Annotated in this window: 26 protein-coding genes; 15 read left to right on the top strand and 11 right to left on the bottom strand. The window is 62.9% G+C overall.

Annotated features, from left to right (window positions below):
* Positions 1-55 precede the first annotated feature (55 nt).
* From RCH11_RS00505 to RCH11_RS00475, 7 genes are all read left to right on the top strand, one after another.
* Positions 56-292, top strand: a complete 237-nt coding sequence (locus RCH11_RS00505; protein WP_327055030.1) for a hypothetical protein — start codon at positions 56-58, stop codon at positions 290-292.
* A gap of 86 nt (positions 293-378) precedes the next feature.
* Positions 379-591: a hypothetical protein gene (locus RCH11_RS00500; protein WP_327055029.1), complete on the top strand. Its 213-nt coding sequence runs from the start codon at positions 379-381 to the stop codon at positions 589-591.
* A gap of 220 nt (positions 592-811) precedes the next feature.
* Positions 812-1,030, top strand: a complete 219-nt coding sequence (locus RCH11_RS00495) for a three-helix bundle dimerization domain-containing protein (RefSeq protein ID WP_327055028.1) — start codon at positions 812-814, stop codon at positions 1,028-1,030.
* A 199-nt stretch (positions 1,031-1,229) separates the two neighbouring features.
* Positions 1,230-1,457: a three-helix bundle dimerization domain-containing protein gene (locus tag RCH11_RS00490; protein WP_327055027.1), complete on the top strand. Its 228-nt coding sequence runs from the start codon at positions 1,230-1,232 to the stop codon at positions 1,455-1,457.
* 107 nt (positions 1,458-1,564) lie between these two features.
* A complete protein-coding gene (locus RCH11_RS00485) occupies positions 1,565-3,046 on the top strand; it encodes a DHA2 family efflux MFS transporter permease subunit (RefSeq protein WP_327055026.1) in 1,482 nt (493 codons plus the stop codon).
* Between the two features lie 72 nt (positions 3,047-3,118).
* Positions 3,119-3,436, top strand: coding sequence for a DUF7882 family protein (locus tag RCH11_RS00480; protein ID WP_327055025.1), 318 nt, complete (start codon positions 3,119-3,121; stop codon positions 3,434-3,436).
* A gap of 85 nt (positions 3,437-3,521) precedes the next feature.
* On the top strand, positions 3,522-4,496 hold the full coding sequence (locus RCH11_RS00475; protein WP_327055024.1) for a bacteriorhodopsin: 975 nt from the start codon (positions 3,522-3,524) through the stop codon (positions 4,494-4,496).
* Between the two features lie 6 nt (positions 4,497-4,502).
* Here RCH11_RS00475 and dhaK read toward each other — a convergent pair whose 3' ends face one another.
* The 5 genes from dhaK to RCH11_RS00450 form a co-directional block, all read right to left on the bottom strand.
* Complete coding sequence (gene dhaK / locus RCH11_RS00470; RefSeq protein WP_327055023.1) at positions 4,503-5,498, bottom strand: dihydroxyacetone kinase subunit DhaK; 996 nt, start codon at positions 5,496-5,498, stop codon at positions 4,503-4,505.
* A 62-nt stretch (positions 5,499-5,560) separates the two neighbouring features.
* On the bottom strand, positions 5,561-6,193 hold the full coding sequence (gene dhaL, locus RCH11_RS00465; RefSeq protein WP_327055022.1) for a dihydroxyacetone kinase subunit DhaL: 633 nt from the start codon (positions 6,191-6,193) through the stop codon (positions 5,561-5,563).
* Entirely contained in the window at positions 6,190-6,981 is a 792-nt protein-coding gene (locus RCH11_RS00460) for an HAD-IA family hydrolase (protein ID WP_327055021.1), read from the bottom strand. Before RCH11_RS00460 ends, dhaL begins: the two co-directional genes overlap by 4 nt.
* Position 6,982: 1 nt before the next feature.
* A complete protein-coding gene (locus tag RCH11_RS00455; RefSeq protein WP_327055020.1) occupies positions 6,983-7,861 on the bottom strand; it encodes a class II fructose-bisphosphate aldolase in 879 nt (292 codons plus the stop codon).
* Positions 7,862-7,929: 68 nt separating this feature from the next.
* Positions 7,930-8,691: a LuxR C-terminal-related transcriptional regulator gene (locus RCH11_RS00450; protein WP_327055019.1), complete on the bottom strand. Its 762-nt coding sequence runs from the start codon at positions 8,689-8,691 to the stop codon at positions 7,930-7,932.
* 197 nt (positions 8,692-8,888) lie between these two features.
* On the opposite strand from RCH11_RS00450, the gene RCH11_RS00445 reads away from it, so the two are divergent.
* Genes RCH11_RS00445 through RCH11_RS00430 form a run of 4 tightly spaced genes read left to right on the top strand, consistent with a single transcriptional unit; the run spans position 8,889 to position 12,535 of the window.
* On the top strand, positions 8,889-9,530 hold the full coding sequence (locus RCH11_RS00445; protein WP_327055018.1) for an ABC transporter permease: 642 nt from the start codon (positions 8,889-8,891) through the stop codon (positions 9,528-9,530).
* A complete protein-coding gene (locus RCH11_RS00440; protein WP_442788977.1) occupies positions 9,523-10,779 on the top strand; it encodes an ABC transporter ATP-binding protein in 1,257 nt (418 codons plus the stop codon). The genes RCH11_RS00445 and RCH11_RS00440 overlap by 8 nt, the downstream gene beginning before the upstream one ends.
* Before the next feature lie 5 nt (positions 10,780-10,784).
* On the top strand, positions 10,785-11,552 hold the full coding sequence (locus RCH11_RS00435) for an ABC transporter permease (protein WP_327055380.1): 768 nt from the start codon (positions 10,785-10,787) through the stop codon (positions 11,550-11,552).
* Positions 11,552-12,535, top strand: coding sequence for a glycine betaine ABC transporter substrate-binding protein (locus RCH11_RS00430; RefSeq protein ID WP_327055017.1), 984 nt, complete (start codon positions 11,552-11,554; stop codon positions 12,533-12,535). The genes RCH11_RS00435 and RCH11_RS00430 overlap by 1 nt, the downstream gene beginning before the upstream one ends.
* On the opposite strand, the gene RCH11_RS00425 is transcribed toward RCH11_RS00430, so the two are convergent.
* Positions 12,532-13,932, bottom strand: a complete 1,401-nt coding sequence (locus tag RCH11_RS00425; protein ID WP_327055016.1) for an LLM class flavin-dependent oxidoreductase — start codon at positions 13,930-13,932, stop codon at positions 12,532-12,534. The two genes, RCH11_RS00430 and RCH11_RS00425, sit on opposite strands and share 4 nt — an antisense overlap.
* Positions 13,933-14,079: 147 nt before the next feature.
* Here RCH11_RS00425 and RCH11_RS00420 point away from each other — a divergent pair, with 147 nt between their 5' ends.
* Both RCH11_RS00420 and RCH11_RS00415 read left to right on the top strand, forming a co-directional pair.
* Positions 14,080-14,319, top strand: coding sequence for a hypothetical protein (locus tag RCH11_RS00420; protein ID WP_327055015.1), 240 nt, complete (start codon positions 14,080-14,082; stop codon positions 14,317-14,319).
* A 72-nt stretch (positions 14,320-14,391) separates the two neighbouring features.
* Positions 14,392-15,636, top strand: coding sequence for a monooxygenase (locus tag RCH11_RS00415; RefSeq protein WP_327055014.1), 1,245 nt, complete (start codon positions 14,392-14,394; stop codon positions 15,634-15,636).
* A 15-nt stretch (positions 15,637-15,651) separates the two neighbouring features.
* Here the strand turns inward: RCH11_RS00415 and RCH11_RS00410 are convergent, their stop codons facing one another.
* The 4 genes from RCH11_RS00410 to RCH11_RS00395 all read right to left on the bottom strand — a co-directional run bounded on the left by RCH11_RS00410 (position 15,652) and on the right by RCH11_RS00395 (position 19,202).
* A complete protein-coding gene (locus tag RCH11_RS00410; RefSeq protein WP_327055013.1) occupies positions 15,652-16,233 on the bottom strand; it encodes a hypothetical protein in 582 nt (193 codons plus the stop codon).
* A gap of 108 nt (positions 16,234-16,341) precedes the next feature.
* Positions 16,342-17,190, bottom strand: a complete 849-nt coding sequence (locus RCH11_RS00405) for a patatin-like phospholipase family protein (RefSeq protein ID WP_327055012.1) — start codon at positions 17,188-17,190, stop codon at positions 16,342-16,344.
* A 2-nt stretch (positions 17,191-17,192) separates the two neighbouring features.
* Positions 17,193-18,032, bottom strand: a complete 840-nt coding sequence (locus RCH11_RS00400; protein ID WP_327055011.1) for an aldo/keto reductase — start codon at positions 18,030-18,032, stop codon at positions 17,193-17,195.
* 132 nt (positions 18,033-18,164) lie between these two features.
* Complete coding sequence (locus RCH11_RS00395) at positions 18,165-19,202, bottom strand: NADPH:quinone reductase (RefSeq protein WP_327055010.1); 1,038 nt, start codon at positions 19,200-19,202, stop codon at positions 18,165-18,167.
* A gap of 903 nt (positions 19,203-20,105) precedes the next feature.
* Between RCH11_RS00395 and RCH11_RS00390 the strand changes: the two genes are divergently transcribed.
* Positions 20,106-20,528 (top strand): pentapeptide repeat-containing protein, encoded by a 423-nt coding sequence (locus RCH11_RS00390; RefSeq protein ID WP_327055009.1) that lies wholly within the window; start codon positions 20,106-20,108, stop codon positions 20,526-20,528.
* A gap of 148 nt (positions 20,529-20,676) precedes the next feature.
* Here RCH11_RS00390 and RCH11_RS00385 read toward each other — a convergent pair whose 3' ends face one another.
* The gene (locus RCH11_RS00385; protein WP_327055008.1) at positions 20,677-21,435 is read right to left on the bottom strand and encodes an SDR family NAD(P)-dependent oxidoreductase; all 759 of its coding nucleotides are present in this window, start codon (positions 21,433-21,435) and stop codon (positions 20,677-20,679) included.
* Positions 21,436-21,520: 85 nt separating this feature from the next.
* On the opposite strand from RCH11_RS00385, the gene RCH11_RS00380 reads away from it, so the two are divergent.
* Positions 21,521-22,117, top strand: coding sequence for a TetR/AcrR family transcriptional regulator (locus RCH11_RS00380; protein ID WP_327055007.1), 597 nt, complete (start codon positions 21,521-21,523; stop codon positions 22,115-22,117).
* Positions 22,118-22,226 lie beyond the last annotated feature (109 nt).

Below are 22,226 nucleotides of genomic sequence, written 5' to 3'. Positions count from 1 at the left end.
CAAATGGTCGACCGCTGTTAACTTCTCCTCTATATGCGAGCGCAAAGCTGGTCCCATGATCGCGATCACCCTCAACTCACTCGAGCTCCAGGCCGTTGTCGGTTCGAGCGAGACCGCAATCGTGCTTCGGTCGCGCATCACGAGCGAGGTCTCGGCAGCAGTGCCGGAGAGTCTCTGCGGCGAACGAGTGTCACTGGCATGGTCTTCCCACCGGGTCGTCATCCCGCCTGTGTCAAACCGGCTGGCCGCCGTCACGGTGCGCACCACACCGGGTGACGATGCGGTCGACTGAGTCCCCGGGGACACGCCGCGTGCTTACGGAAACCGGCAGCACCATCCCCACCCGAGCCCTCCGGCGCGAAGTCATCCGTTGAACCCATGGACCACTCGGCTGTCAATCGTTCACAATGGTTTTTCGTGGAGTCCTCCGGGGTCTGCCGATGGGATATCCGCCACCAGGTGACCGGCGAACTTGCCGGAACCATCGTGCGCACCCCCGCTGGTTATGTGCTCAAAGACGATCAGGAGTACACCATCGGCCGCTTTTCCACTCGGGAACATGCGGTCGACGGACTCTACGAGTTCGTCTGACCGGCGGGATTTGCACCATTTCCGGGAAGTCGACCGGACAGGGGCGAATGCTTCGACATCGTGAAGCCGAATTCAGGTTCGGATGAAGTGGCGGCGGAAAGATTCCCTCGCACGCCGAGATTGGCGCGGTCCACTCCCTCGCGTCCACTCCCTCGCGTCCACTCCCTCGGGTTGACTCCCTCGCGTTGACTCCAGATCCTGTGGAGCGCAGACTGTGGGCATGTCCTCCTCCCCACCGGATGCCGCGGCCGGAAAACTCGTGGACCGCCTCGCCATCCGGTTCCCGAGAGCCACTCGCGAGCACATCGCGACGACGGTCGCGGAAGAGTACGAGTCACTTTCGGACAGTCGCATCCGCACCTACATCCCGAATCTGGTCGAGCGCGCGGCCCGCTCCCGCCTCCAGCACGAGGTTGTGCGGCTACTCCCAGCCGATTAGAACGCGAGCGCCGGTTAGAACAGAACGCGAGCGCCGTTTATGGCCCGCGGTCACCGTGCAGTCCACTGCCTCACCGAACGATGTGTCGGATGCGGTTCCCTAACGGCTGAGGGTTGCCATCGTTTTAGCGAACAGCAGGCAGCCAGTAGCTGAACATCGTTGGTTGACGACGGGCGAACGGATGCCCCAGACTCAACCAATGGATCAATTGCAGGAAGACCTGGGTATCGCCAAGGTCGTGGACCATCTGACTGAGCAGTTTCCCGCCCTCGGCCGCATCCGGGTGGAACAGGTAGTCGACGAGGCCCACAGACTGCTCAGCGGAAATCCAATTCGTGACTACGTGCCGGTGCTCGTGCAGCGCACCGCGAAAGATCGCCTGAGGCGCATAATGACGGATGAACCCGCGGCCATCCCGGCCGTCTGAGCCTTCATCGATCTCCTGATCCACATTTGCAGGCGCCGCCGCCCAGGCGCCCTTTACGGTGCGCCATCAGCTCCCACCAACGACCACTCCTCTCCGACGGGAATCCCATGACCAACACCGTCTCCGCCCGCATCGAAGAACTACCTCACGATCACGCCGCCCGACTCGGGGCGCGCAATCGCCTGGTGATCTTCCTTTTGCTCATCTCGGTGTTCGTAATGATTCTCAATGAGACGATCATGGGCGTCGCGCTGCCAACTCTCACCAAAGATCTCGGCATCACTCCGAGCGCCGCCCAGTGGTTGACCGCAGCCTTTCTGCTCACCATGGCCGTGATCATCCCCGTCACCGGTTTCCTGCTTCAGCGCTTCAACACCCGACCGCTGTTCATTGCTGCGATGGGCCTTTTCAGTCTTGGCACTCTGATCGCCGCCGTCGCACCCGGATTCGAGATCCTGCTGCTCGCGCGGATCGTGCAGGCCAGTGGAACGGCCATCATGTTTCCTCTGCTGATGACCACAGTGATGAACCTCGTTCCCGCGGCGACCCGAGGTCAGATGATGGGAAATATCTCGATCGTGATCTCGGTGGCTCCCGCCATCGGACCGACCATCTCCGGTCTCATCCTCAGTGTGCTCGACTGGCGATTCATGTTCATCCTCGTGCTCCCGATCGCGCTCGCCGCCCTCGTCGTCGGCGCGCGCCTCATCGCCAACGTCACCGAACCGCGGCCAACGCGTATCGATGTGCCCTCGGTGATTCTCTCCGCGCTGGGATTCGGCGGCGTCGTCTTCGGTCTCAGTACCCTCGGTACGGCCACCACTGCGCTCGAAAGCTGGCTGCCGCTCACCATCGGCGTCATCGCCCTGGCGGTCTTTGTGCTTCGTCAGATACGACTCCAGCGCCGCGACCGGGCGCTGCTCGACCTTCGCACCTTCGTCTCACGGGACTTCACATTCTCGATCGTCATGTTCGCGATCAGCATGATGACCATGTTCGGCACCATCGTGCTGCTGCCGTTCTACCTCGTGAGTGTGCTGCACGTACCGGTAATCACCGTCGGCCTCCTGCTGCTGCCCGGCGGGCTCACAATGGGACTTCTCGCACCCCTTGTCGGCCGCATCTACGACCGGGTCGGGCCGACCGTGTTGCTCATCGTGGGCTCGAGCATCGTGAGCGCCGACCTGTGGGCGATGACAATGCTCGACGAGAACAGCTCATTTCTCTGGGTGCTCGCGGCCCATGTGGCGCTGAGCATCGGCCTCGCACTGCTCTTCACCCCGCTGTTCACCGCGAGCCTCGGATCTCTCAAGCCCGCGCTTTACTCCCACGGAAGTGCGATCGTCGGCACCGTGCAGCAGCTCGCCGGAGCAGCCGGCACCGCTCTTTTCGTGACGGTGATGTCCGCCCAGGCTGCGACTCTCACGACCGCGGGAGCGTCACAAGAGTCCGCCACGGCTGCGGGTATCCGAATCGCGTTCACCTACGGCGCTGTCATTTCACTCTTCGCTATTCCCGCGGCCTTCTTCGTGCGCAAGCAGAACAGCCCCACACCGGCGGATGCCGCGGAGTTGGTCGCCCCCCACTGATCACCGCAAGCACTTCATCGCCGCCATCCTCGGATACAGTACTCACAGAACCACGAGGAGCAGAGATACAGCATGGGCAGTCTGGTGTACGGCAATTCGAGCATCGAAGTAGCCTTCGACGACCGGGCGCTCATGCATCTTCAGATTGTGATCACCAACAAACTGCGCCGCAACGAGAGCTTCATTTTCACCTGGGTGAACGCGCCGGAGTTGGGCAGTGGACGCAGCACGATCTGGCTCGATCCCAGCAGCACCCTCTACTACCGCTATTCGGGCAGTCGCATCCCGAGCATCAACCGGGGGTGGGTCGAAATGTTGATGCTCTCGGCCAACAGTGCGAGCGGTCTTTTCTTCACGCCGGAGCCACCGATACACGGGATCGCCTCGTGACGTGGGATGTGCGCAGCGCTATTCACGTTTCGTACCGAATCACAAGGGCCTGCCGCAGCGCTGCGATGAAGGCGCACACTGGCTAATGATGATCGCCGCAAGCACAGCGCCCTGGAACGCTACACTCAGCCAGCCGCAATACCTCCTCTGCCTGTACTTCCTCGTGATTGCGGGCCTCGCTCTCTTCGCCGGATTCCTGCGCACCTGGACTACCCGCAACGAGGTGGGTTCCCGCTATCGCAGTGCCGTGGTCGCCCGACTGAGCGTCATGATCGTCGCAAGCCTGAGCTACTTTTTTATTGTCGTGGAATTCCTGCGCGGCTACGACGTCACCGGTGAGGGTCATCGACCCAACACCGAAGCAATCCTGGCTTTCGCACCGCGGTACATGGACTGGTCGATCACGGTGCCCCTGCTCACGGTCGAACTGCTCGCCGTCTGCACCATCATGGGCGCCGCGGCCCGCCGCACCCAATGGCTGGCCGGAGGCGGAGCTTTCCTCATGATCTTCACCGGATTCCTCGGTGCGTTCGTCATCGGAGGCGGCGAAGACACCACGCAACTGGTGCTGTGGGGCTCGATCAGTTGCGTGTTCTGGATCTTCACCACGATTGTCCTGATCCGGCGCGTTCAGGCCTCAACCGCGCACCTCACCGCGGAGTCGGCCTCTTTGCTACGCCAAGCCGCCACCCTTCTCCTCGGAGGCTGGGCCGTCTATCCACTCGTCTTCCTCATTCAGATCTTCGCCTTCGGGGGCGGCTGGACCACGACGATGCAGGTCGCGCTGTGCATCACCGACGTCATGGTGAAGATCGGCTTCGGAAGCCTGATCCACCGAGTGGCCAAGCTACGAACCGCTGAAGACGTGCGCGCGGGCGATGACGTACATCCCGAATCCATTTGGATTTCGTCAATCAAGCAGTCTGATGCCGGTGCGGCTCGCGAGGTCTATCTCGCCGAGGGAGCAATGATCCACCCCCGCCGAGTCAGGCCCCCTTCGGCAGGTGCCGTCGCTGCCGCCGGCACTGCCGAAGACGACCTATCCGGCCTCGACGACTGAGCGTGATCAGAAGACTCGAATTGCTACCTCCGCCGGTGCAGCGAGAAGTGCCTCGATCTCATCGTCCAGCTTGACGAGGGTCAGCGACGCGCCGGCCATGTCGAGTGATGTGCAGTATTCGCCGACATAGTTGCGCCCGACGGTGATGCCTCGCGCTTCCAGTTTCTCGTGCGCGATACCGTAGAGCAGGTAGAGCTCGCTGATCGGTGTGCCCCCCAGCCCGTTGATCATGAGCGCAACCCTGTCGCCCGGGGCAAAGGGGAGGTCGGGCACGATCGCGTCGAGAAGCACCTCAACCAAATCATTGGCCGGGGACCACTTTGCACGCTCACGGCCCGGTTCCCCATGGATTCCCACTCCGATTTCGATCTCATCATCGGCCAAATCGAACAACGGCGATCCCTTGGACGGCGGCGTGCAGGCCGTGAGAGCAATCCCCATTGTTCGGGTCACCGAATTGACCTTCTCCCCGATTCGCACCAATTCGTCCAGGTCGGCACCATCTTCCGCCGCCGCCCCGACAGCCTTCATCACGAAGAAGTTGCCGGCCACGCCTCGGCGACCGACCGTATAGGTTGAGTCTTTCACCGAGACATCATCATCGATGAACAGTGTGCGAACGGTGACGCCGTCGGCCTCGCTCATCTCCTGGGCCATGTCGAACGCCATGCGATCACCGGTGTAGTTGTTGACCAAAAGCAGCACACCTTTGGGGGAGGCGAGGAGCTTTGTGGTCGCATAGACGTAGTCCATCGGCGGGGCCGCAAACACGTCACCGGGGCAGGCTCCGTCGAGCATGCCCTTTCCGACCGTCATCACATGGGCCGGCTCGTGACCCGATCCGGACCCCTGGATGATGGTCACCTTGTCGGGCCTCGGCGAATCGGCGCGGTGGATGAGGTTGTACTCCGGCACATAGCGCAGGGTGTCAGGGTTCGCGAGCGCGATTCCCTTGAGCATTTCCGGCACGAACTGTTGCGGATCATTGATGAACTTCTTCATGGGGGTCTCCTTCGGATCAGGTTGTGATGATGATGATGATGATGATGGTGGTGGTAGTGGTGTCAGCTCTTCCAGGTTTCAGCAAGCTGCTCTGCGAGTACGGCGACCGCGACGGCCCCCGCGTCAGGGGATCCGATGCTGCGATCCCCGCTGTAGCTTGCTCGGCCGCGAAGCGCTTTCAGCGAACTAGTGGCCTCCGCCGCCGTCCGGGCGGCCGCGGCGAGCTTCTGCATACTGAGACCGCCGGAATCTCCCTGGAGCACGGATGCTTCGAGCGCATCGATAGCGGGAACGAGAGCGTCGAGCAGGGTCTTATCCCCGACATCCGAATTGCCGCGCTTCTTGATGCCTTCGATACTGGTGCGGAGGGCTGCGACCACGTCGGCGCCCGATACCGAGTCGATTCCCTTGAGCGCGGTGCCGGCACGCATAAAGGCAGTACCCCAGATCGGACCAGAGGTCCCCCCGATACGGCTGGAGATCACGAGAGCGATCTTCAGCAGAAAGGTACCCGAATCCTCCCGGTCGTACTCGTCCCAGTGCGCGATCACCTGTTCAAAACCCCGCGCAAGGGAGTAACCGAAATCGCCGTCACCGACAACTGAGTCCAAATCGCCGAAGTACTTTTCATTGTCGACGCAGGTCTGGGCGATACTGCGCACGACGAACTCGGTCGTGTCGAGGCTGGTGCTCATGAGGGGTTCCTTACTGGATCGGTCGCGAGGATCACATTGAAGTCTTGAATTGTCACCCAGGCACCCGGACGAACGTTGGCCGCATCGTGAAGCACAGTGGTGACCTCGCCCCCGGGATCACCGAGCGATGAAATGACAAGGTCGGCACCCGCGAAGTCTTCATCGCGGGTATAGCTACTCACCGTCACAACGGTCGACAATCCCGCGGCGAGAGCCGCGCGAAGTCCATTGGCGCTGTCCTCGATAACGACGACCTCGCCGGGCGCGAGGCCGAGTTCACTGAGGGCGAGAAGGTAGATGTCGGGAGCTGGCTTCTTGGCAGCCACGATGTCGCCCGCAAACACCCGGAAGACCGCCGCGGCATCGACTCCAACCGCCTGACCGAGCACCGCGCGAACCGAGGTCTCCGCCGAAGTCGAAGCGACGGCGAGGCCGTAGCCTGCTTCGATGGCCTCGTTGACCAGTCGCGCGATTCCCGGACGGGCTGGCATCCGTCCCTCTCCGACCAGGGCGGTGTAGATCTCGGTCTTGCGTCGATGCCACTTCGCGATCAGGTCTTGCTGGGTTCGGGCATCGGTGGGGAGGCCTGCCAACGCGACGAAGTCCGGCGTGAACAGGCTCGCCATGCGCTCCTTGCCCCCGCCGATGAGGACCCGTGAGGCGTACTCCTCGTCGCTCCACTGCACGGGCAGATCGAACTCCCGGAACGTTTGGTTGAAGGCAGGCAAATGGCCGTAGCGTTCAGTGTCGGCGAGTACGCCATCGCAATCGAAGATCAGGGTCGGCACGTCACCACGCCTGTCCCGCGCTACCGAACGTGCGAGCAAGATCAGCCGTCATCCGGGTGACGTCGGAACCCACTGCCGTGAACAGTGTGGGTGGATCCCACTTCTCGGCCGCCTCCGCCTTTCGCAAATTCTCGAGCGAGGACTTCATGAACAGCTCTTTGAGAGCGGTAGAGATGTTGACCTTCGCGCACCCCCGGGAGATGAGGTCGCGGAACTGGTCGTCGGTCATGCCACTTCCGCCGTGAAGGGCGATCGGGATCGGCTCCGCGGCAACAAGATCGCTCACCCGTTGAAAGTCGAGCACCGGCGTGCTGCGATACACGCCGTGAGCGTTTCCAATCGAGGGAGCGAAAACGTCGACCCCCGAGCGCCGGATAAAGTCGAGCGAGACCTCAAGCGACTGTCTCTTGGCCTCATCGTCTGAGCCGTGTCCGTCTTCGACGCCGGTGATGGCTTCGATTTCCCCCTCGACGTGAGCGCCAAACCGTCGCGCTTCGGCAACGACCTCGATCGTCTGGCGCAGATTCTCTTCCACCGGCAACTCCGAGGCGTCAAAGAGCACGGAGTTCCAGCCAAGAGCGAGGCATTCGGTGATGACGGACCGGTCCGGGCAATGGTCGAGGTGCAGGGTGACCGGCACCTCGATGCCCGCCGTCATGCTCGACCAGAGTGCGAAAAGCACCGGCGCACCGATCGACCGAACGGTCTTGACTGAGGTCTGGATGATCACCGGCGAATTCGCCTCGACAGCACCGGCGAGTACGCACTCGAGCGTGAGGTCGTTCAGGATATTTACGGCTGGCACGCCATACCGGTGCAAAAACGCCCTGTCGACGATCTCTGTGAGCGGCACAATCGCCATCGTGACCTCCGTTGTCATCCGTACTCCAGAACGTACGTGCGGTCATCAACGAACGATATGGGGGGTTTCCCTACCGCGCTCGGTGGCTAGCCGCGCTCGACCAGCACGGATGCTGCCCACGAAGCCAATTCCGTGCGATTGCGAGCACCCGTCTTCCGCAGGATGGTTCCGACGTGCTTCTCTACGGTCTTCGCTGAGATACCCAGCTCGTACGCGATGCGCTTGTCTGGCCAGCCGGTCTCCACCAGCAGGCTCACTTCGCGCTCGCGTGCGGTGAGCGCTGCATCCGGCAGCGGTGGTCGGGTAACGAAAAGGCGAGAATTGGCAATCGCCACGGCAGCGTGAATCGCGAAGAGCTCAAGGAGCCGCGTGTCGTCGCCGTCGAACGTCCTCTCCGCATCGTGTCCAAAAACAATGCAGGCACCGATAATGACGGAACCGAGTCGAATGGGAACCCCGACCACTGCACGTGAGCACCTCACATCGTCGGCATGGATGTGCCCTCCCGGCACTGCGGAATAACGGCTGAAAGTCACCGCTCCGTCGGCCCGAACGACAGCCCCGGTGACACCCTCGTCGAGGGGAAAGACCTCACCCGAGCGGCATCCGACATCGAGATCGACTTCCTTGCGGTAGACCTGCCTCAGCTCGTCGATGGTGCAGATCGACCCGCTCTCGCAGCCGAGCAATAGCACCGCATTCCGCAGGATTCTTTCGAGGAGCGGCTCCAACGCGAATTCGCCGGCAAGGTCATTAGCAAGAGCGGCGAGCACGGCCAGCTGCCCATCCACTTCCCCCCCAGCGCCTCGACCGCGGAGCTCAAGGGACGCGACTGTTGAGCGTTTCATTATTCATCCTCAGTGCGGCGCAACGGTGCACAGCGTGTCTTCATTTTCTCCCCGAATGTTCGTGTTCGCGAGGAAAGCCCCTATTTTGGCAGCAATGTCAAATTTGAGTTTCCGGGAGCTTTTATTATGGTTGAAGGCGGCGTCTACCCCCCAAACGAGGGGTGCGTTTCGATCAGGAAACGTGCGAGGTGCTGTTCATGTGGGATTTTCTCCAGAGTCATTCGGCTCAGATCGTGTTCTCCTCATGGCAACATGTGAGCCTTGTCGCCCAGTGCCTTGTACTCGCGACGATCCTGGCAGTGGGGTTGGCTGCGGTCGCCTATCGCAGCAGCATCCTCAGTTCCGCAGCGAACTCACTCTCCGCGATCGGGCTCACCATCCCGGCATTCGCGCTGGTCGGACTCGTTATCGCGCCGCTCGGGTTCGGGGTGCCGCCCGCTGTCGCGGTCGTTACCTTCTTCGCGATCCTGCCCATCTTGCGTAATACCGTCGTCGGCCTCAACGGAGTCGACCCGGCCGTCGTCGAATCGGCACGCGGCATCGGAATGGGTCGTATCCGCACATTGCTAACAGTGGAGCTCCCACTGGCGTGGCCCGTGATCCTAGGTGGTATCCGCGTCTCGGCGCAAATGGTCATGGGGATCGCCGCCGTCGCGGCCTACGTGCTCGGACCTGGGCTCGGCGGGTTCATCTATTCCGGACTCTCTCGACTGGGAGGTGCCAATTCGCTCGAGTCGGTACTCACCGGCGTCATTGGCGTGGTCATCCTCGCCCTCATCCTCGATCTCGTCCTCGTCGGTCTCGGCCGACTCACTACACCCAGGGGTATCCGTGTCTGAAACCGCCATCACTGAAGCACCCGCGATTGCGACCAGCGCCACCGCGCCCGTAATCAGCGGCAAGTCGATCCTGCTCGAGGGGGTCACCAAACGCTACCCTGGCCTGAAGAACGCGGCAGTGGACGGCATCACCCTCGAGATCCCGGCCGGAAAAATTGTCATGCTCGTCGGACCGTCCGGGTGCGGCAAGACCACGACGCTCAAGATGATCAATCGGCTCATCGAGCCGACCGAGGGTCGCATCGTGCTCGGCGACGAGGATGTCACTGACATCGACGGGGACGAACTGCGTCGCCGAATCGGCTACGTCATCCAGGCCGGTGGGTTGTTTCCGCACCTCACGGTCGCAGCGAATATCGCGATCGTGCCGAAGATGCTTGGCTGGGACAAGAAACGCATCTCCGACCGCGTCGACGAACTGCTCGAGCTGGTCTCCCTCGACCCCGCCGACTATCGCGATCGCTACCCAAAGGAGCTGTCCGGGGGGCAGCAACAGCGAGTCGGCGTCGCTTGGGCACTCGCGGCCGATCCGCCGGTGCTGCTCATGGACGAGCCCTTCGGTGCCGTCGACCCGATCACCCGCCAGAGGCTGCAAGACGAGCTCATCCGCATCCAGGAAGAGCTACAAAAGACGATCGTGATCGTCACACACGACTTCGACGAGGCCGTGAAACTCGGAGATTGGATCGTTGTGTTCAGCGACGGGGCCCACATCGTGCAATACGACACTCCGGAACGGATCCTTGCCGAGCCGGCCAACGAGTTCGTCGAGAACTTCATCGGCTCTGGAGCTGGCCTCAAGCAGCTGACCCTGCGTCGCGTGAGCGATGTGGAGCTGGCGGATGCGGTACTGGCGCACCCGGGAGAGATCGCCTCAGAGGTGCATGCGCGCGCCGTCGCCGCAAAGCACAACCACGTCGTGATTGTCGACGATCGCGACCGCCCGATCCAATGGCTATCTCGCCGGCAGCTCTCCCGGCTCAGGTCGATCGGCGCCGAACGCGACAACCACCTACCGGTGGTCGGCAGCCGCGCGACCCTCAATGATGCCCTGGACACCATGCTCGTCTCGAGCGCGGGCGCCGCGCTCGTCACCGGTAAACGCGATCGCTTCCTTGGGGTGATAGACGTGGAAACGGTGATGGATGCCATTACCTCCGCACGCGCCTCGGCCGCCGCCTCCGCTGCTGCACCGACCGGTACGAATTCTGGAGAGATCGCGATCATCGAAGAGACGGCGACCAGGTGACCACGATTGAACGCCCCGAAGTGGCACAGCGCGTGCTTGCTACCGCGCGATCAGCCTCCTGGCGAGGGCTCATCGCGCAGCCGATCGCCATCATCGCGGTGCTCACCGGGTTCGTCGTGTGGCTGGCGCTCGCGCCCATCACCGCCACAGAACGCACCACCCTCGCCCCCAGAGCACTGTGGACAGCCACCCTCCAGCACCTGTCGCTCACCTTCGTCTCGGCTGTGTTGGTGTTGGCCATTGCTATCCCGCTCGGAGTGCTGCTCACGCGGCGCCGCTTTCGTCGCCTCGGCGCCCCGATTCTCGCCATTGCAAATATCGGTCAAGCCGCCCCGGCCGTCGGTCTCGTCGTATTGCTCGCGATTTTCATCACGTCGGGATATTGGGCATCGGTTCTCGCCCTGGTGCTGTATGCCGCGCTCCCCGTGCTGCGCAACACCATGATCGGCGTGCGCGGGGTCGACGAGCGACTGGTCGAGGCCGGACGCGGCATGGGCATGAGCTCGACCTCGGTGCTTTTCCGCATCGAGTTACCTCTCGCCGTGCCTGTCATGCTCGCGGGCATCCGCACGGCCCTTGTGCTGTTGGTCGGCACCGCCGTCCTCGCGGCATTCGTGAACGGCGGAGGCCTCGGCATCCTCATTGTCACCGGCGTCAATCTCTATCTCTACAGCGTGCTCGTCTCCGGGGCGCTGCTCATTGCGCTACTCGCACTCTCCATCGACTGGCTCGGCCGCATTGTCGAACAGGTCGCCCGCCCGAAGGGACTGTGATGAATCGCATCATCCGCTCTATCGCAGTACTCGATGTCGGCATCCTCGCCCTCACCGGGTGCGGCTTGCAGCCCGCCACCGCCTACGTGCCACGGGTCTCCCCCGGCTCGATCACCCCGTTGGACCTGCCGCGCGGCGCCTCACTGACCATCACGTCGAAGAACTTCACCGAGCAACTCATCCTCGGTAAAATCGCCGTGCTCGCGGCGAAGGCCGCCGGCTTCGCCGTCACGGACCTCACCAACGTGCCGGGCAGCGTGCCCGCTCGCAACCTCATGACGTCAGGCACCGCCGACATGATGTGGGAATACACCGGCTCTGCCTGGCTCACCTACCTCGGTCAGACGGAGGGTATTCCCGACAAACAGGCCCAATACCTCGCTGTGAAGAAGGCGGATGCCGCGAACGGGCTGAGCTGGCTCCCGCCAGCCCCGCTCAACAACACCTACGCCCTCGCCATCCGAGCGGAAGAAAGCAAAAAACTGGGCATCACCAAGTTGTCACAGATCGTGACGCTTCCAGTGGCAGATCGTACGTTCTGTGTCGAGCCGGAGTTCAACTCTCGAGTCGACGGCCTGAATCCCATGCTCACGGCCTACGGGCTCACGCGCGGCAAGGCGAGCAGCGTTCCCGCCTCAAGCGTCAAGGTCTTCGACACCGGAGCCGTCTACACCGCGACCGACCGGGGCACCTGCAACTTCGGCGAGGTCTATACGACCGACGGCCGCATCAACAAGCTCGACCTCACCGTGCTCGAGGATGACAGGGCCTTCTTTGCCGCCTACAACGTCGCTGCCATATTCAACTCGGCAACACTCTCGAAGTATCCGCAACTGGCCGATATCTTCGACAGGATTACGCCCACAATCACCGGCACAACAGTTCGCAAGCTCAACCTCCGCGTCGATGATGGCGGCGAAGAGCCCGCGGATGTCGCGTTGGACTTCATGCTGAAAAACGGTTTCGTCCGGCCCGCCGGCTAATTCTTCGGGGTGGTGGCAGTCGACGCGACTCCTCCGATGCGAAATCCCGCGCCCTTGTGCTCGGCCGGCAGACGGTCACCGCGTCCGTGCAGCTTGTGGCGAAGCGTTCCTTCCGCGTATTCCTCGGGATAGGCGCCACGGGCGCGCAGCACCGGAATCACATGTTCGACGACATCCTCGAAGGTACCCGGCGTGATCGCGTAGGCGAGATTGAAGCCGTCGACGTCGGTCTCGGTGACCCACTCCTGCAGCTGGTCGGCGATCTCTTCTCCCGAACCGATCATGAACGGTCCGAGGCCGCCGATGGCACCGAGACGGGCGATATCGCGCACCTTCCATTCGCTGCCGTCCTCGTTGGCGGCCTGGAAGTTCGCGACCGTCGACTGGATGGCGTTGCTCTTCACATTGCCGATCGGCTCGTCGAGGTCGTACTGCGAGAGGTCGATTCCCATCCAGCCCGACATGAAGACGAGCGCGCCCTCTTCACTCGCGTACTGCAGATAGTCCTCGTATTTCGCCCTCGCGAGCTCCGGCGTCGCGTCGGTGATAATCGTGAGGAGGGTGTAGATCTTTGCCGAATAGCGATCACGACCGGCAGCTTCGAGCGCATCGCGGATGCGCCCCACCGTCGCCTTGAGGCCTGCCTTGGTCGACGATGCGACGAAGATCGCCTCGGCGTTTCCCGCTGCGAACGCGATACCGCGCGGGCTCGCTCCCGCTTGGTAGATCACCGGCGTTCGTTGCGTCGACGGTTCGGACAGATGGATGCCTGGAACCGTGAAGTTCTTGCCGGAGTGCCCGATCTCATGCACTTTGCTCGGGTCGGTGAAGACACCGGTCTCGCGGTTGCGCTGCACCGCGTCATCCTCCCAGGATCCCTCCCACAGCTTGTAGAGCACCTCGAGATACTCGTCGGCAACGTCGTAACGGTCGTCGTGCTCGAGCTGGTCATCGTGACCCATGTTGCGCGCCGCAGACGGGAGGTAACCGGTGACGACGTTCCACCCCACCCGACCGTTCGTGAGGTGATCGAGCGTGGACATCCGCCTGGCGAAGGGATAGGGATGCTCGTAGGCGGTGCCAGCGGTGATGCCGAAGCCGAGGTTGTCGGTGACCAGCGCCATTGCCGACACTAAAAGCACGGGATCGTTCACCGGCACTTGGGCGCCGTGACGGATCGCTGCCTCGTTCGAGCCGCCGTAGACGTCATAGGTGCCGAGCACATCCGCGATGAAAATTCCGTCGAAGGTGCCACGCTCGAGGAGCTTCGCGAGATCCGTCCAGTAGTGCAGGTCCTTGTACCGCCAGGACTGGTCATCGGGGTGACGCCACATGCCGGACGACTGATGGGCGACGCAGTTCATGTCAAACGCGTTGAAACGGATTTGTCTGGCCATGAGTCCATCGTGACCGATCCGGGCTACGCCTGCGCCTCTGGAGGACACGGGGCGTCACATCCCGAAACAGTGCGGGCAGCGCGAGCCACTTCAGCCCTACGCTCGCCGAGTCACCTTCCCCACCATCCCGTCCACTGGAGCCCCTGAATGATCCGCATCGAACAACTCACCACAGTCGTCGGGCACGGCGCCGAGGGCATCGGCACGGCCCACCAGCGCAAGGCCTGGCTGAGCCAGGTGCCAGAGGCCAACTCCGACTTCGCCGAGACGGCCACTGCTGTGTGCGACATCGAGTACCACCCTGCCGCGAAAATACCGGTCGAGAAAGCGATCTGCGCACCGCCGACCCCGCCGTGCAGCAATTCCTTGCCACTGATGCGGCGGTGAAGAGCATCCTGCTCGACCTCGACGCACGATAACCGCACGATAACCGCTACCGCACGAGATCAGGAGAACATCATGACCCTCACCACATCGACGGGAATTTCGATCGATAACCGCTGGAAAGACGTCCCTCGACCCTCGGATGCCGCGGAGTGGATCGCGCGCGCGGAGGACGTCGCCAACATCCTCGCGACGGATTCTGTGGAGCGCGACAGCGCAAACCAGACGCCCTTCGCCGAGGTACAGCTGCTGAAGGACTCCGGGTTGGTGACGCTTCTCGGCCCGGTCGCGCAGGGGGGTGGCGGCCAGAGTTGGGATACCGCCTACCGCGTCATCCGCGCCGTGGCCCGTGGTGACGGGTCAATTGGGCAGCTCATCGGTTATCACTATCTCTGGGCCTGGGCCGCCCGGCTCGTCGCTACCGAGGATCAGATCGCGGCTGTCGAGGAGCTCTACACGACCAGAAACCTCCTGTTCGGAGGGGCCGTCAATCCGCGGGACAGCGATCTCACGGTGATCGAGGATGGCGACGAACTGATATTCAGCGGTCACAAATCGTTCTCAACTGGTGGCCAGGTCTCGGACCTGACCGTGCTGGAGGGGATTCTCGACGGCACCGACACCCACATCTTCGCGATTGTGCCCACGGACCAGCCCGGGATCGTCTTCGCCGACGACTGGGACAACCTGGGCCAGCGACTCACCGAATCGGGTTCCGTAGACATCATCGATGTACGGGTCGACTGGTCTTCGGCTGCCGGTTTCGTTGGCAAGGTATTTCAACCGCTGGTGTACAACACGCTTAACGTGCCGGCCATCCAGCTCGTCTTCGCGAACTTCTACCTGGGGATCGCCGAGGGAGCTCTCGAGACTGCAGCTGCCTACACGAGAGCCAAAACCCGCACCTGGCCCTACGGAGGCGACAACAAGCGTGAAGTTGGCGAAGAGTGGTATCTGCTGGAGGGCTACGGCCAGCTCGAGTCCAAGCTGTTGGCGGATGAGGCACTCATAGATCGTGCCGGATCCGAGATCAGCCGAGTGCTGCACGAACCACGGGAGAATCTCACGAAGCGGCGCCGCGGAGAACTGGCCGTGCTCGTCGCGGCGGCCAAGCTGAGGATCATCGAGGATGGCCTCGAGATCACCACCAAAATCTTTGAACTGACCGGGGCGCGCGCGTCAGCCAACTCCATCGGCCTCGATATTTTCTGGCGTAACCTCCGCACGCACAGCCTTCACGATCCACTGCCCTATAAAAAGCGCGAGGTGGGCCAGTTTGTGTTGCTCGACGAGGTCCCAGAGCCGAGCTGGTACACCTAAGCGCGGCGCCGCCGGTCAGAAACCGCCGAAGTCACCGCCGCCGCCGAAATCGCCGCCGCCCCCGAAATCTCCTCCGCTGTCGTAGCCGCCGGAGTCTGCGCCGGTGGAGTCGGAGCCCCAGCCATCTGAGGCGGCCGAGTCGTTGCCGAAATCCATCGGCATGAAACTGCTCACCAAAGCAGACCCGATCACGAATCCCGCCACGCTTCCCAGCAGAGAGGTCGCGAACATGCCGCCGAGACCGACTCCGCCAGCACCTCCGAAACCAGAACCGCCAAGGGTGCGAGTGAGGGCGCCTGGCTGCTGCAGCTCCACGCGAGTCGCCGCTTTCGCGAGTGTCGAAGGTTCAGCGTCCGCGGGACGCTCATTCGCATCGGCGTGTGCCGTCAGCTTTTCGAACAGGATGTCCCGCTGCTGCGGTGTGAGCTTCGAGAAGGCTTCGGTGTGCACTTTCTCGATGGTCTCGGGCGGTGCCGTACGCAGAAGATATTCGTAGCGCTCGACAGCGATTTCATCGTCACTCCGACGGGCTGGCGCAGCAGGACCCCGCTCTGCGGACTCGTCTCCGCGGCCGAACAGTCGATCAAAGAATCCCATGGTCGTGTTCCTCTCGAGAGATTGCGAATCTTCCTCGCAAATACTTGCGAACTCCTGGATTTGTGTCGGAGACGTAATCGAGCCGCGCCGACGTCGACGGCGCCTGGACTAGCCGAGGAACGCCGCGATCTCAGCGGCGATCCGGCGGCCCTGCTCTCGGCCGGCGCGCGCTGATACGGGGGCGGTGGCGGGATCGAGCGGATTGCTGCCGAACGCGAGGAGCGAGGCGTCATCCGCGAACACCACCTGCACTCTGGCAGGTTCAAGGACCGCGAGTTCATGCGCCGGGAGGGCCACCGGCGCGTTGGCTTCGGCGAGCGGCGCGAGGATGAGCACCGGATCCGATCCTGCGGCGAGGTCCGAATTCGCGATCGTGCGCACTCCCCCATCGGTGTATCGGTTGCCGTCGATCTCCACAGTCGGCCAGATCCCCGGCACGGCACAACTCGCGGCGACCGCATCGATCAGGTCCACCCCAGAGTGACGGTCGAACACCCGCAACTCACCCGTCACCGCATTGACGGCCGTCACCAGCAAACGTCGATCGGGCCAGGACTGCACGGTGAGTCGCGCACTGATGATGGCACGACGGTCACCGGGAGAAACCGTTGTCGATTCGAGTGCGAACCGGCCAACCCGACGACGTCCCTCCTCGGCCGAGGTGACACCATCGAGAAGGCGCGCCAAAGTCTCCTGGAATTCGAGCACATCGAATTTCGCACCGACCTCTGCCGTGTGCTCTTCGAGTTGCTGCTCGAACAGCGTGCGGAGCGCAACACCGCCAGCGATCTGGGAGGCGACAACCGATCCTGCCGACGTGCCGATGAAGGTAGAGTCAGTGGCGAACAGCCGCAGGCTCGCCTCGGGTTCGACCTCTTCGATGCCGAGCAGCACTCCCACTTCCCAAGCAATACCGGCGATGCCGCCACCCGCGAGCACCAGCGCATTCGCGCCCACCCCTAGGCCTTCGGCACGTAGTTGAAGGTGTCGGGGTCCGGACCGGTGCGCTCCTTGCGGTCGAGCTCAGTGATCGACCGCATGTCGTCATCCGACAGCTCGAAGTCGAAGATTGCGAAGTTTTCTTCGACCCGCGAGCGCGTCACCGATTTGGGGAACACGATGTCACCGCGCTGGATGTGCCAGCGGAGGGTGACCTGCGCCGGTGTCATATCGACCTTCTCGGCGATCGAAACGATCACTTCGTCAGCGAGCACTTTGCCCTGGGCGATCGGCGACCAAGCCTCAGTCACGATTCCGTGAGCCGCGCCGAAGGAGCGCAGGGAGTCCTGCACGAGGTACGGGTGCACCTCGATCTGGTTGACGGCGGGCACGATGCTCGTCTCGTCGAATAGTCGCTGCAGGTGCGTCTCCTGAAAGTTGGACACACCGATCGCCTTCACGCGGCCAGACTCGGAGATTTCCTGCATCGCCTTCCAGGTCTCCACGAAGTCACCGACGGAGGGGAGCGGCCAGTGGATCAGAAAGAGATCGAGGTAGTCGAAACCGAGCGCGTCCAGCGTTTCATCGAAGGCCCTGAGCGCGGCATCCCGCGCGTGGAATCCGTTATTGAGCTTGCTGGTGACAAAAACCTCGGAACGGGCAAGTCCCGATGCGGCGACTGCCTCCCCGACCTGCTTCTCGTTGCCGTACATTTCGGCGGTGTCGATGTGGCGGTAGCCCACCTCGAGCGCATCGAGGGTCGCCTGCCTCGTGTCATCCGGAGTGATCTGAAAAACGCCGAATCCGAGTTGCGGGATGACGACCCCGTTATTCAGGGTGATGGTGGGTACTTCGGTCATTGTGCGTGTCTCCTTGCGCTTTGTTGCATGTTCTCTGCAGGTCCATTGGAGGCCAACACCGTCTACGTCCGACTTATGCCCAGCCGTTCCCAAAAGGGGTCGCGGACGCAGAACCACGGGCACGAGGGTGCGCTAGTCCTCGCCAGCATGGCCGACGTCGATGAGCACCTTGCCTACGATGTCTCCTTCGACCGCCGCATGCGCCTGCGCGGTCTCGGCCAGCGAAAACCGGTGAAGCGGAAGGCCGACATCATCGCCGATGGGGAGTGCTCCGTCGATGATGGCGGCGTTGATGTCCGCAGCCGCGGCATCTCGCACATCCTGCCCCTGGGTGTACAGCAACTGGAACTGGTAGCGCACATTGAGTGTCATGAGCACCCGGATGTCGAGCACCAGCGGATCTCCGGTGCTCGCGTACACGGCGATCGAACCGCGGTTTCGGATGACCTTGCCGTCGAGCTCTGCGTTCTTGTCAGGCGCGACTTCCACGATCAGGTCCACGCCGTCCGGCGCAAGCCTGCGGATTTCGAAAGCGGCATCGGTCTCGCGGTAGTTGACGACGTGGTGGGCGCCCGCCGCCCGTGCCAGGGCGGCTTTCGCCGGCGAGCTGATGGTCGTGATCACCGTCGCTCCGGCCCAACGGGCGAGTTGGATGGTGGCGTGACCGACGGCGCCGGCGCCACCGGCGACCAGCACCGTCTTCCCGGCGAGGGCACCGGGTGAAAGTCGGGACGGTCCGTCCTCCGCCACGGTGAGCGCGCGATGCGCGGTCAGGGCCGGCACACCGAGGCTGGCACCGAGGTCGAAGCTCGCGGCATCCGGAAGCGGGTAGACGCGATCCTCTGGGAGCACGGTGAACTCCTGGGCGGTTCCGCCGCTGGCACTCTGAAAGGCGGCGATCGCCGTCCAGACCCGATCCCCTACCGCGAAACGGTGTGCACCGGAACCGACCGCATCGACGACGCCGGCGCCGTCCTGATTCGGCACGATCTCCGCATAGGTCAGCGGATCACCGGGTTTCGATCCACGGCGCGATTTCCAGTCGGTGGGATTCACCCCCGAGACGACGATGCGGATCCGCACTTCCCCGGCCTCCGGTTCTGGCACGGGGCGCTCGACCAGATGAAGCACGGATGGAGCGCCGGTTTCGCTGTAGACGATTGCTTTCATGATGGACCCAACGCTACGCGTGTGCCGGGATTCCTGGCCGGGTTATTCGGTTGTACCCGCGAAAAACTTCAGCCGGGCGGGCGCGAGCACCGTCTGGGCGACCGCGGGATTCTGTTCGGCTACGGCAGGCATACCCGGGATTTGGAGCACGGCGCGAGTCGCGGAGTCTCTGTTCTCCGCCTCGACGGCGGTGGAAAACCCAAAGTCGTCCCCGGTTTTGGGAGCCTTTCGGATCGAGAGGGCAGGGCGGCTCACAGACCGCCAGCCGGCTGATCGGCACTCCCCCGATCACGGCCTCGAGGTTGATGGTGTCGCCGTTGGCGTCACTGCCCGTGCTGTCTCGCTGGCCGCGCCAGTCAAGCGGAAAAGGTGAATCGGTCAGCGAGAACCGTGACCCGCACATGCGGCGATAATCGTGTGTTGAGAACGTCACTGGCGACGACGTGGACCTCGTTCCAGACGATCCAGTATTTAGACGGTCGCCGGCACTTCTGCACCGATCGCAGATCTGTCGCGTTGGCCCTCCGGCTTGCGGGCTTTGTCGAACGACCGCAAATTGCGATGGTTTAAGTGGGAGAACGCACGAGAGTTAAACCGGTCGGTGAGCCCTGCGAAAACCTCGATAGCCGTGACGCTTGTCGCGTGCATACGGAGCTGCACCCTCGCGGGTTCAAGGGGTGCACCGTGTTCGACTGCTTCGGCGCGGGACAGAAAGTGTCCCAGCGCACATTTGACGGGCGATCCTGGCGCGCCGATCCGCGCACCCGCGAAGCAATGTTCAGGACATTCCCGATCGTCCGTCGACTTCACGAATTGCTGTGGTATCTCGATCAAGCAATAGCCCTCGTCCCCAACACACGCGATACCGCCCCTCTGCGTGCTCATTGTGAGCATGTGCTCGTCTTGAGTAATCAGCGGCCGGACCAGCTCAGAGAGCTTGACGTCGACGCCGAGTTCGATCGCGCGCGCCCCATCCTGATCGAAGCGAGCGAGCTCGCGCGGGGCTCACGGGGAACGGCCGAGCGAAATCCGCATGACGGACGCCGACTCTATCCAGGGAGTGACCTCAGGGGCGCCAAATTGGCGAAGGCCAATCTCTGCGGTGTGACCCTTCGCGGCTCAGTACTAGTCCGGGCGGATCTCCGCTCCGCCCAGTTGACTGGTTGCGACGTTCTCGGCGTGGACATGCGAGATGCGAATCTGTCCGGCACCGACCTCGGTGGCGCGATCTACCTGACGCAGATGCAGGTCAACAGTGCGCACGGCGACGATGCGGCGATTCTGCGCGCAGGGTTCAGCCGCCCCTCGCACTGGAGCGCACGGTAGCGGTTCCCCCAGCGGAACAGCATCGGCATACTCGGCCGTTGGGTCGAGTGGCCCCGGATCTGTCGCGGTGGAGGGCCGGGCTTATGACACGCTCCCAGCAACCTCGGCCTGGTGTCGTGCTCGCGCCGGTTCGTGTGAGGGAGGTCGGCTACCAGGGGGCTCGGGTGCCGTCCCAGGACCAGAGGGCTCCCGTTGGACCGTCGTCGGGCAGGAGCGCGAGGCGGATCGCTCCTGTGGCGGCTTCGGCAGGATCGCCGCCGACGGTCATGCCGGCGATGAGATTGGTGCGGCGCAGGCCCGGCGCTAGGGCGTTTACTTTGAAACCCTGGCCGAGTGTCTGAGCCGTGAGGAGGGTGACGGCGTTGACCGCGGTCTTGGAGCTCCGGTAGGCGAGTCCGCCGCCTTGAACCTGTTCCCAGTCGAACTGCGGGTTCGGGCTGTTGTTCCAGGTCAGCGAGCCGGTGCCGCTGGAAAGGTTGACGATGCGAGGATGTGCCGACAGTCTCAGCGCGGGAAGGAAGCCTTGCGTGACGGCGATAAGGCCAAAAACGTTGGTCTCGTAAGCAGTCCGCAGTTGCTCGATGGTGGTGCCGGTGATGTCTTCGCCGCCGGGGTTCACCCCCGCGTTGTTGATGAGGATATCCAGTTCGCCGACCTGTTGCACTGCGGCGGCGACCGATGACGGATCGGTTACGTCCAGCTGCACGACCTGCACACTCCGGCCAATTTCTTTCGCAGCCCGCTGTCCCTTTCCGAGGTCTCGCGCTCCGATCCACACGTTCACGCCGCGGTCGAGGAGTTGCTGCGCGATATCGAATCCGATGCCACTGTTGCCTCCGGAAACTAGTGCCACCGAATCCGGCTCGGGCGATCGGATCTCCGTGGGAAGACGATCAATTTGGTTCATAGTAATTCTCCAACTCCAACGATGTAGTTGGAATACTACGGCACTCGCGCCACATCTCCAACTTAAGCGTTGGTATTCTGTCAACGTGGCTTGGGATACGGAAGGAACGCGTCGCCGACTCCGTGACGCTGCGCTAGTGGAGTTTGCCGCTCGGGGGTTCGACGGCACCACTGTCGGCTCCATTGCCGAACGGGCCGGAGTGAATAAGGAACGGCTCTACAGCTACTTCGGCGACAAGAAGGCCCTCTGGGAGCTCGTGCTGGCAACCGAGCTAGAGCGTCTTGCGTCCGCCGTGGACCTGACCGGAGTCGGGTTGGACGATATCGGGGAATTCGCAGGCGCGACGTTCGACTACCACGCAGCCAACCCCGCGCTGGGTCGCCTCTTGCAGTGGGAAGGGTTGCAGGACGGCCCGCCCGCCGACGCCGCCGCCCGCACGATGCACTATCGGCAAAAAGTAGAACGTTTCGCCACTGCCCAACGGGACGGCCTGCTCGATGACGGCATCGATCCCGCTCACCTCGCCTTCGCGTTGATCGCCCTCGCCGCATGGTGGCAGACCGTGCCGCAGTTGGCCGAAATGATCACCGGCGCCGGACCGGACGATCCGCAGGAGCGTGCACGACGACGACAGTTCGTCGTCGAAGCAGCACGACGACTCGCGGTACCGTCGCGCAGCTAACAGGGTGAAGGCGCCCGAAAAGGAATGTTGACGTGCGACCACGGTGTTCAGGATGCTGCACCGTCAATACCGTTCCGCACGGCCGTTCATGCGTGTCAGGGATCGAGAT

This window comes from Glaciihabitans sp. GrIS 2.15 (genome assembly GCF_035984695.1).
GTDB lineage: Bacteria > Actinomycetota > Actinomycetes > Actinomycetales > Microbacteriaceae > Lacisediminihabitans.
The sequence above is the reverse complement of the archived record's forward strand: the minus strand, read 5'-3'. Positions and strand labels throughout refer to the sequence as shown.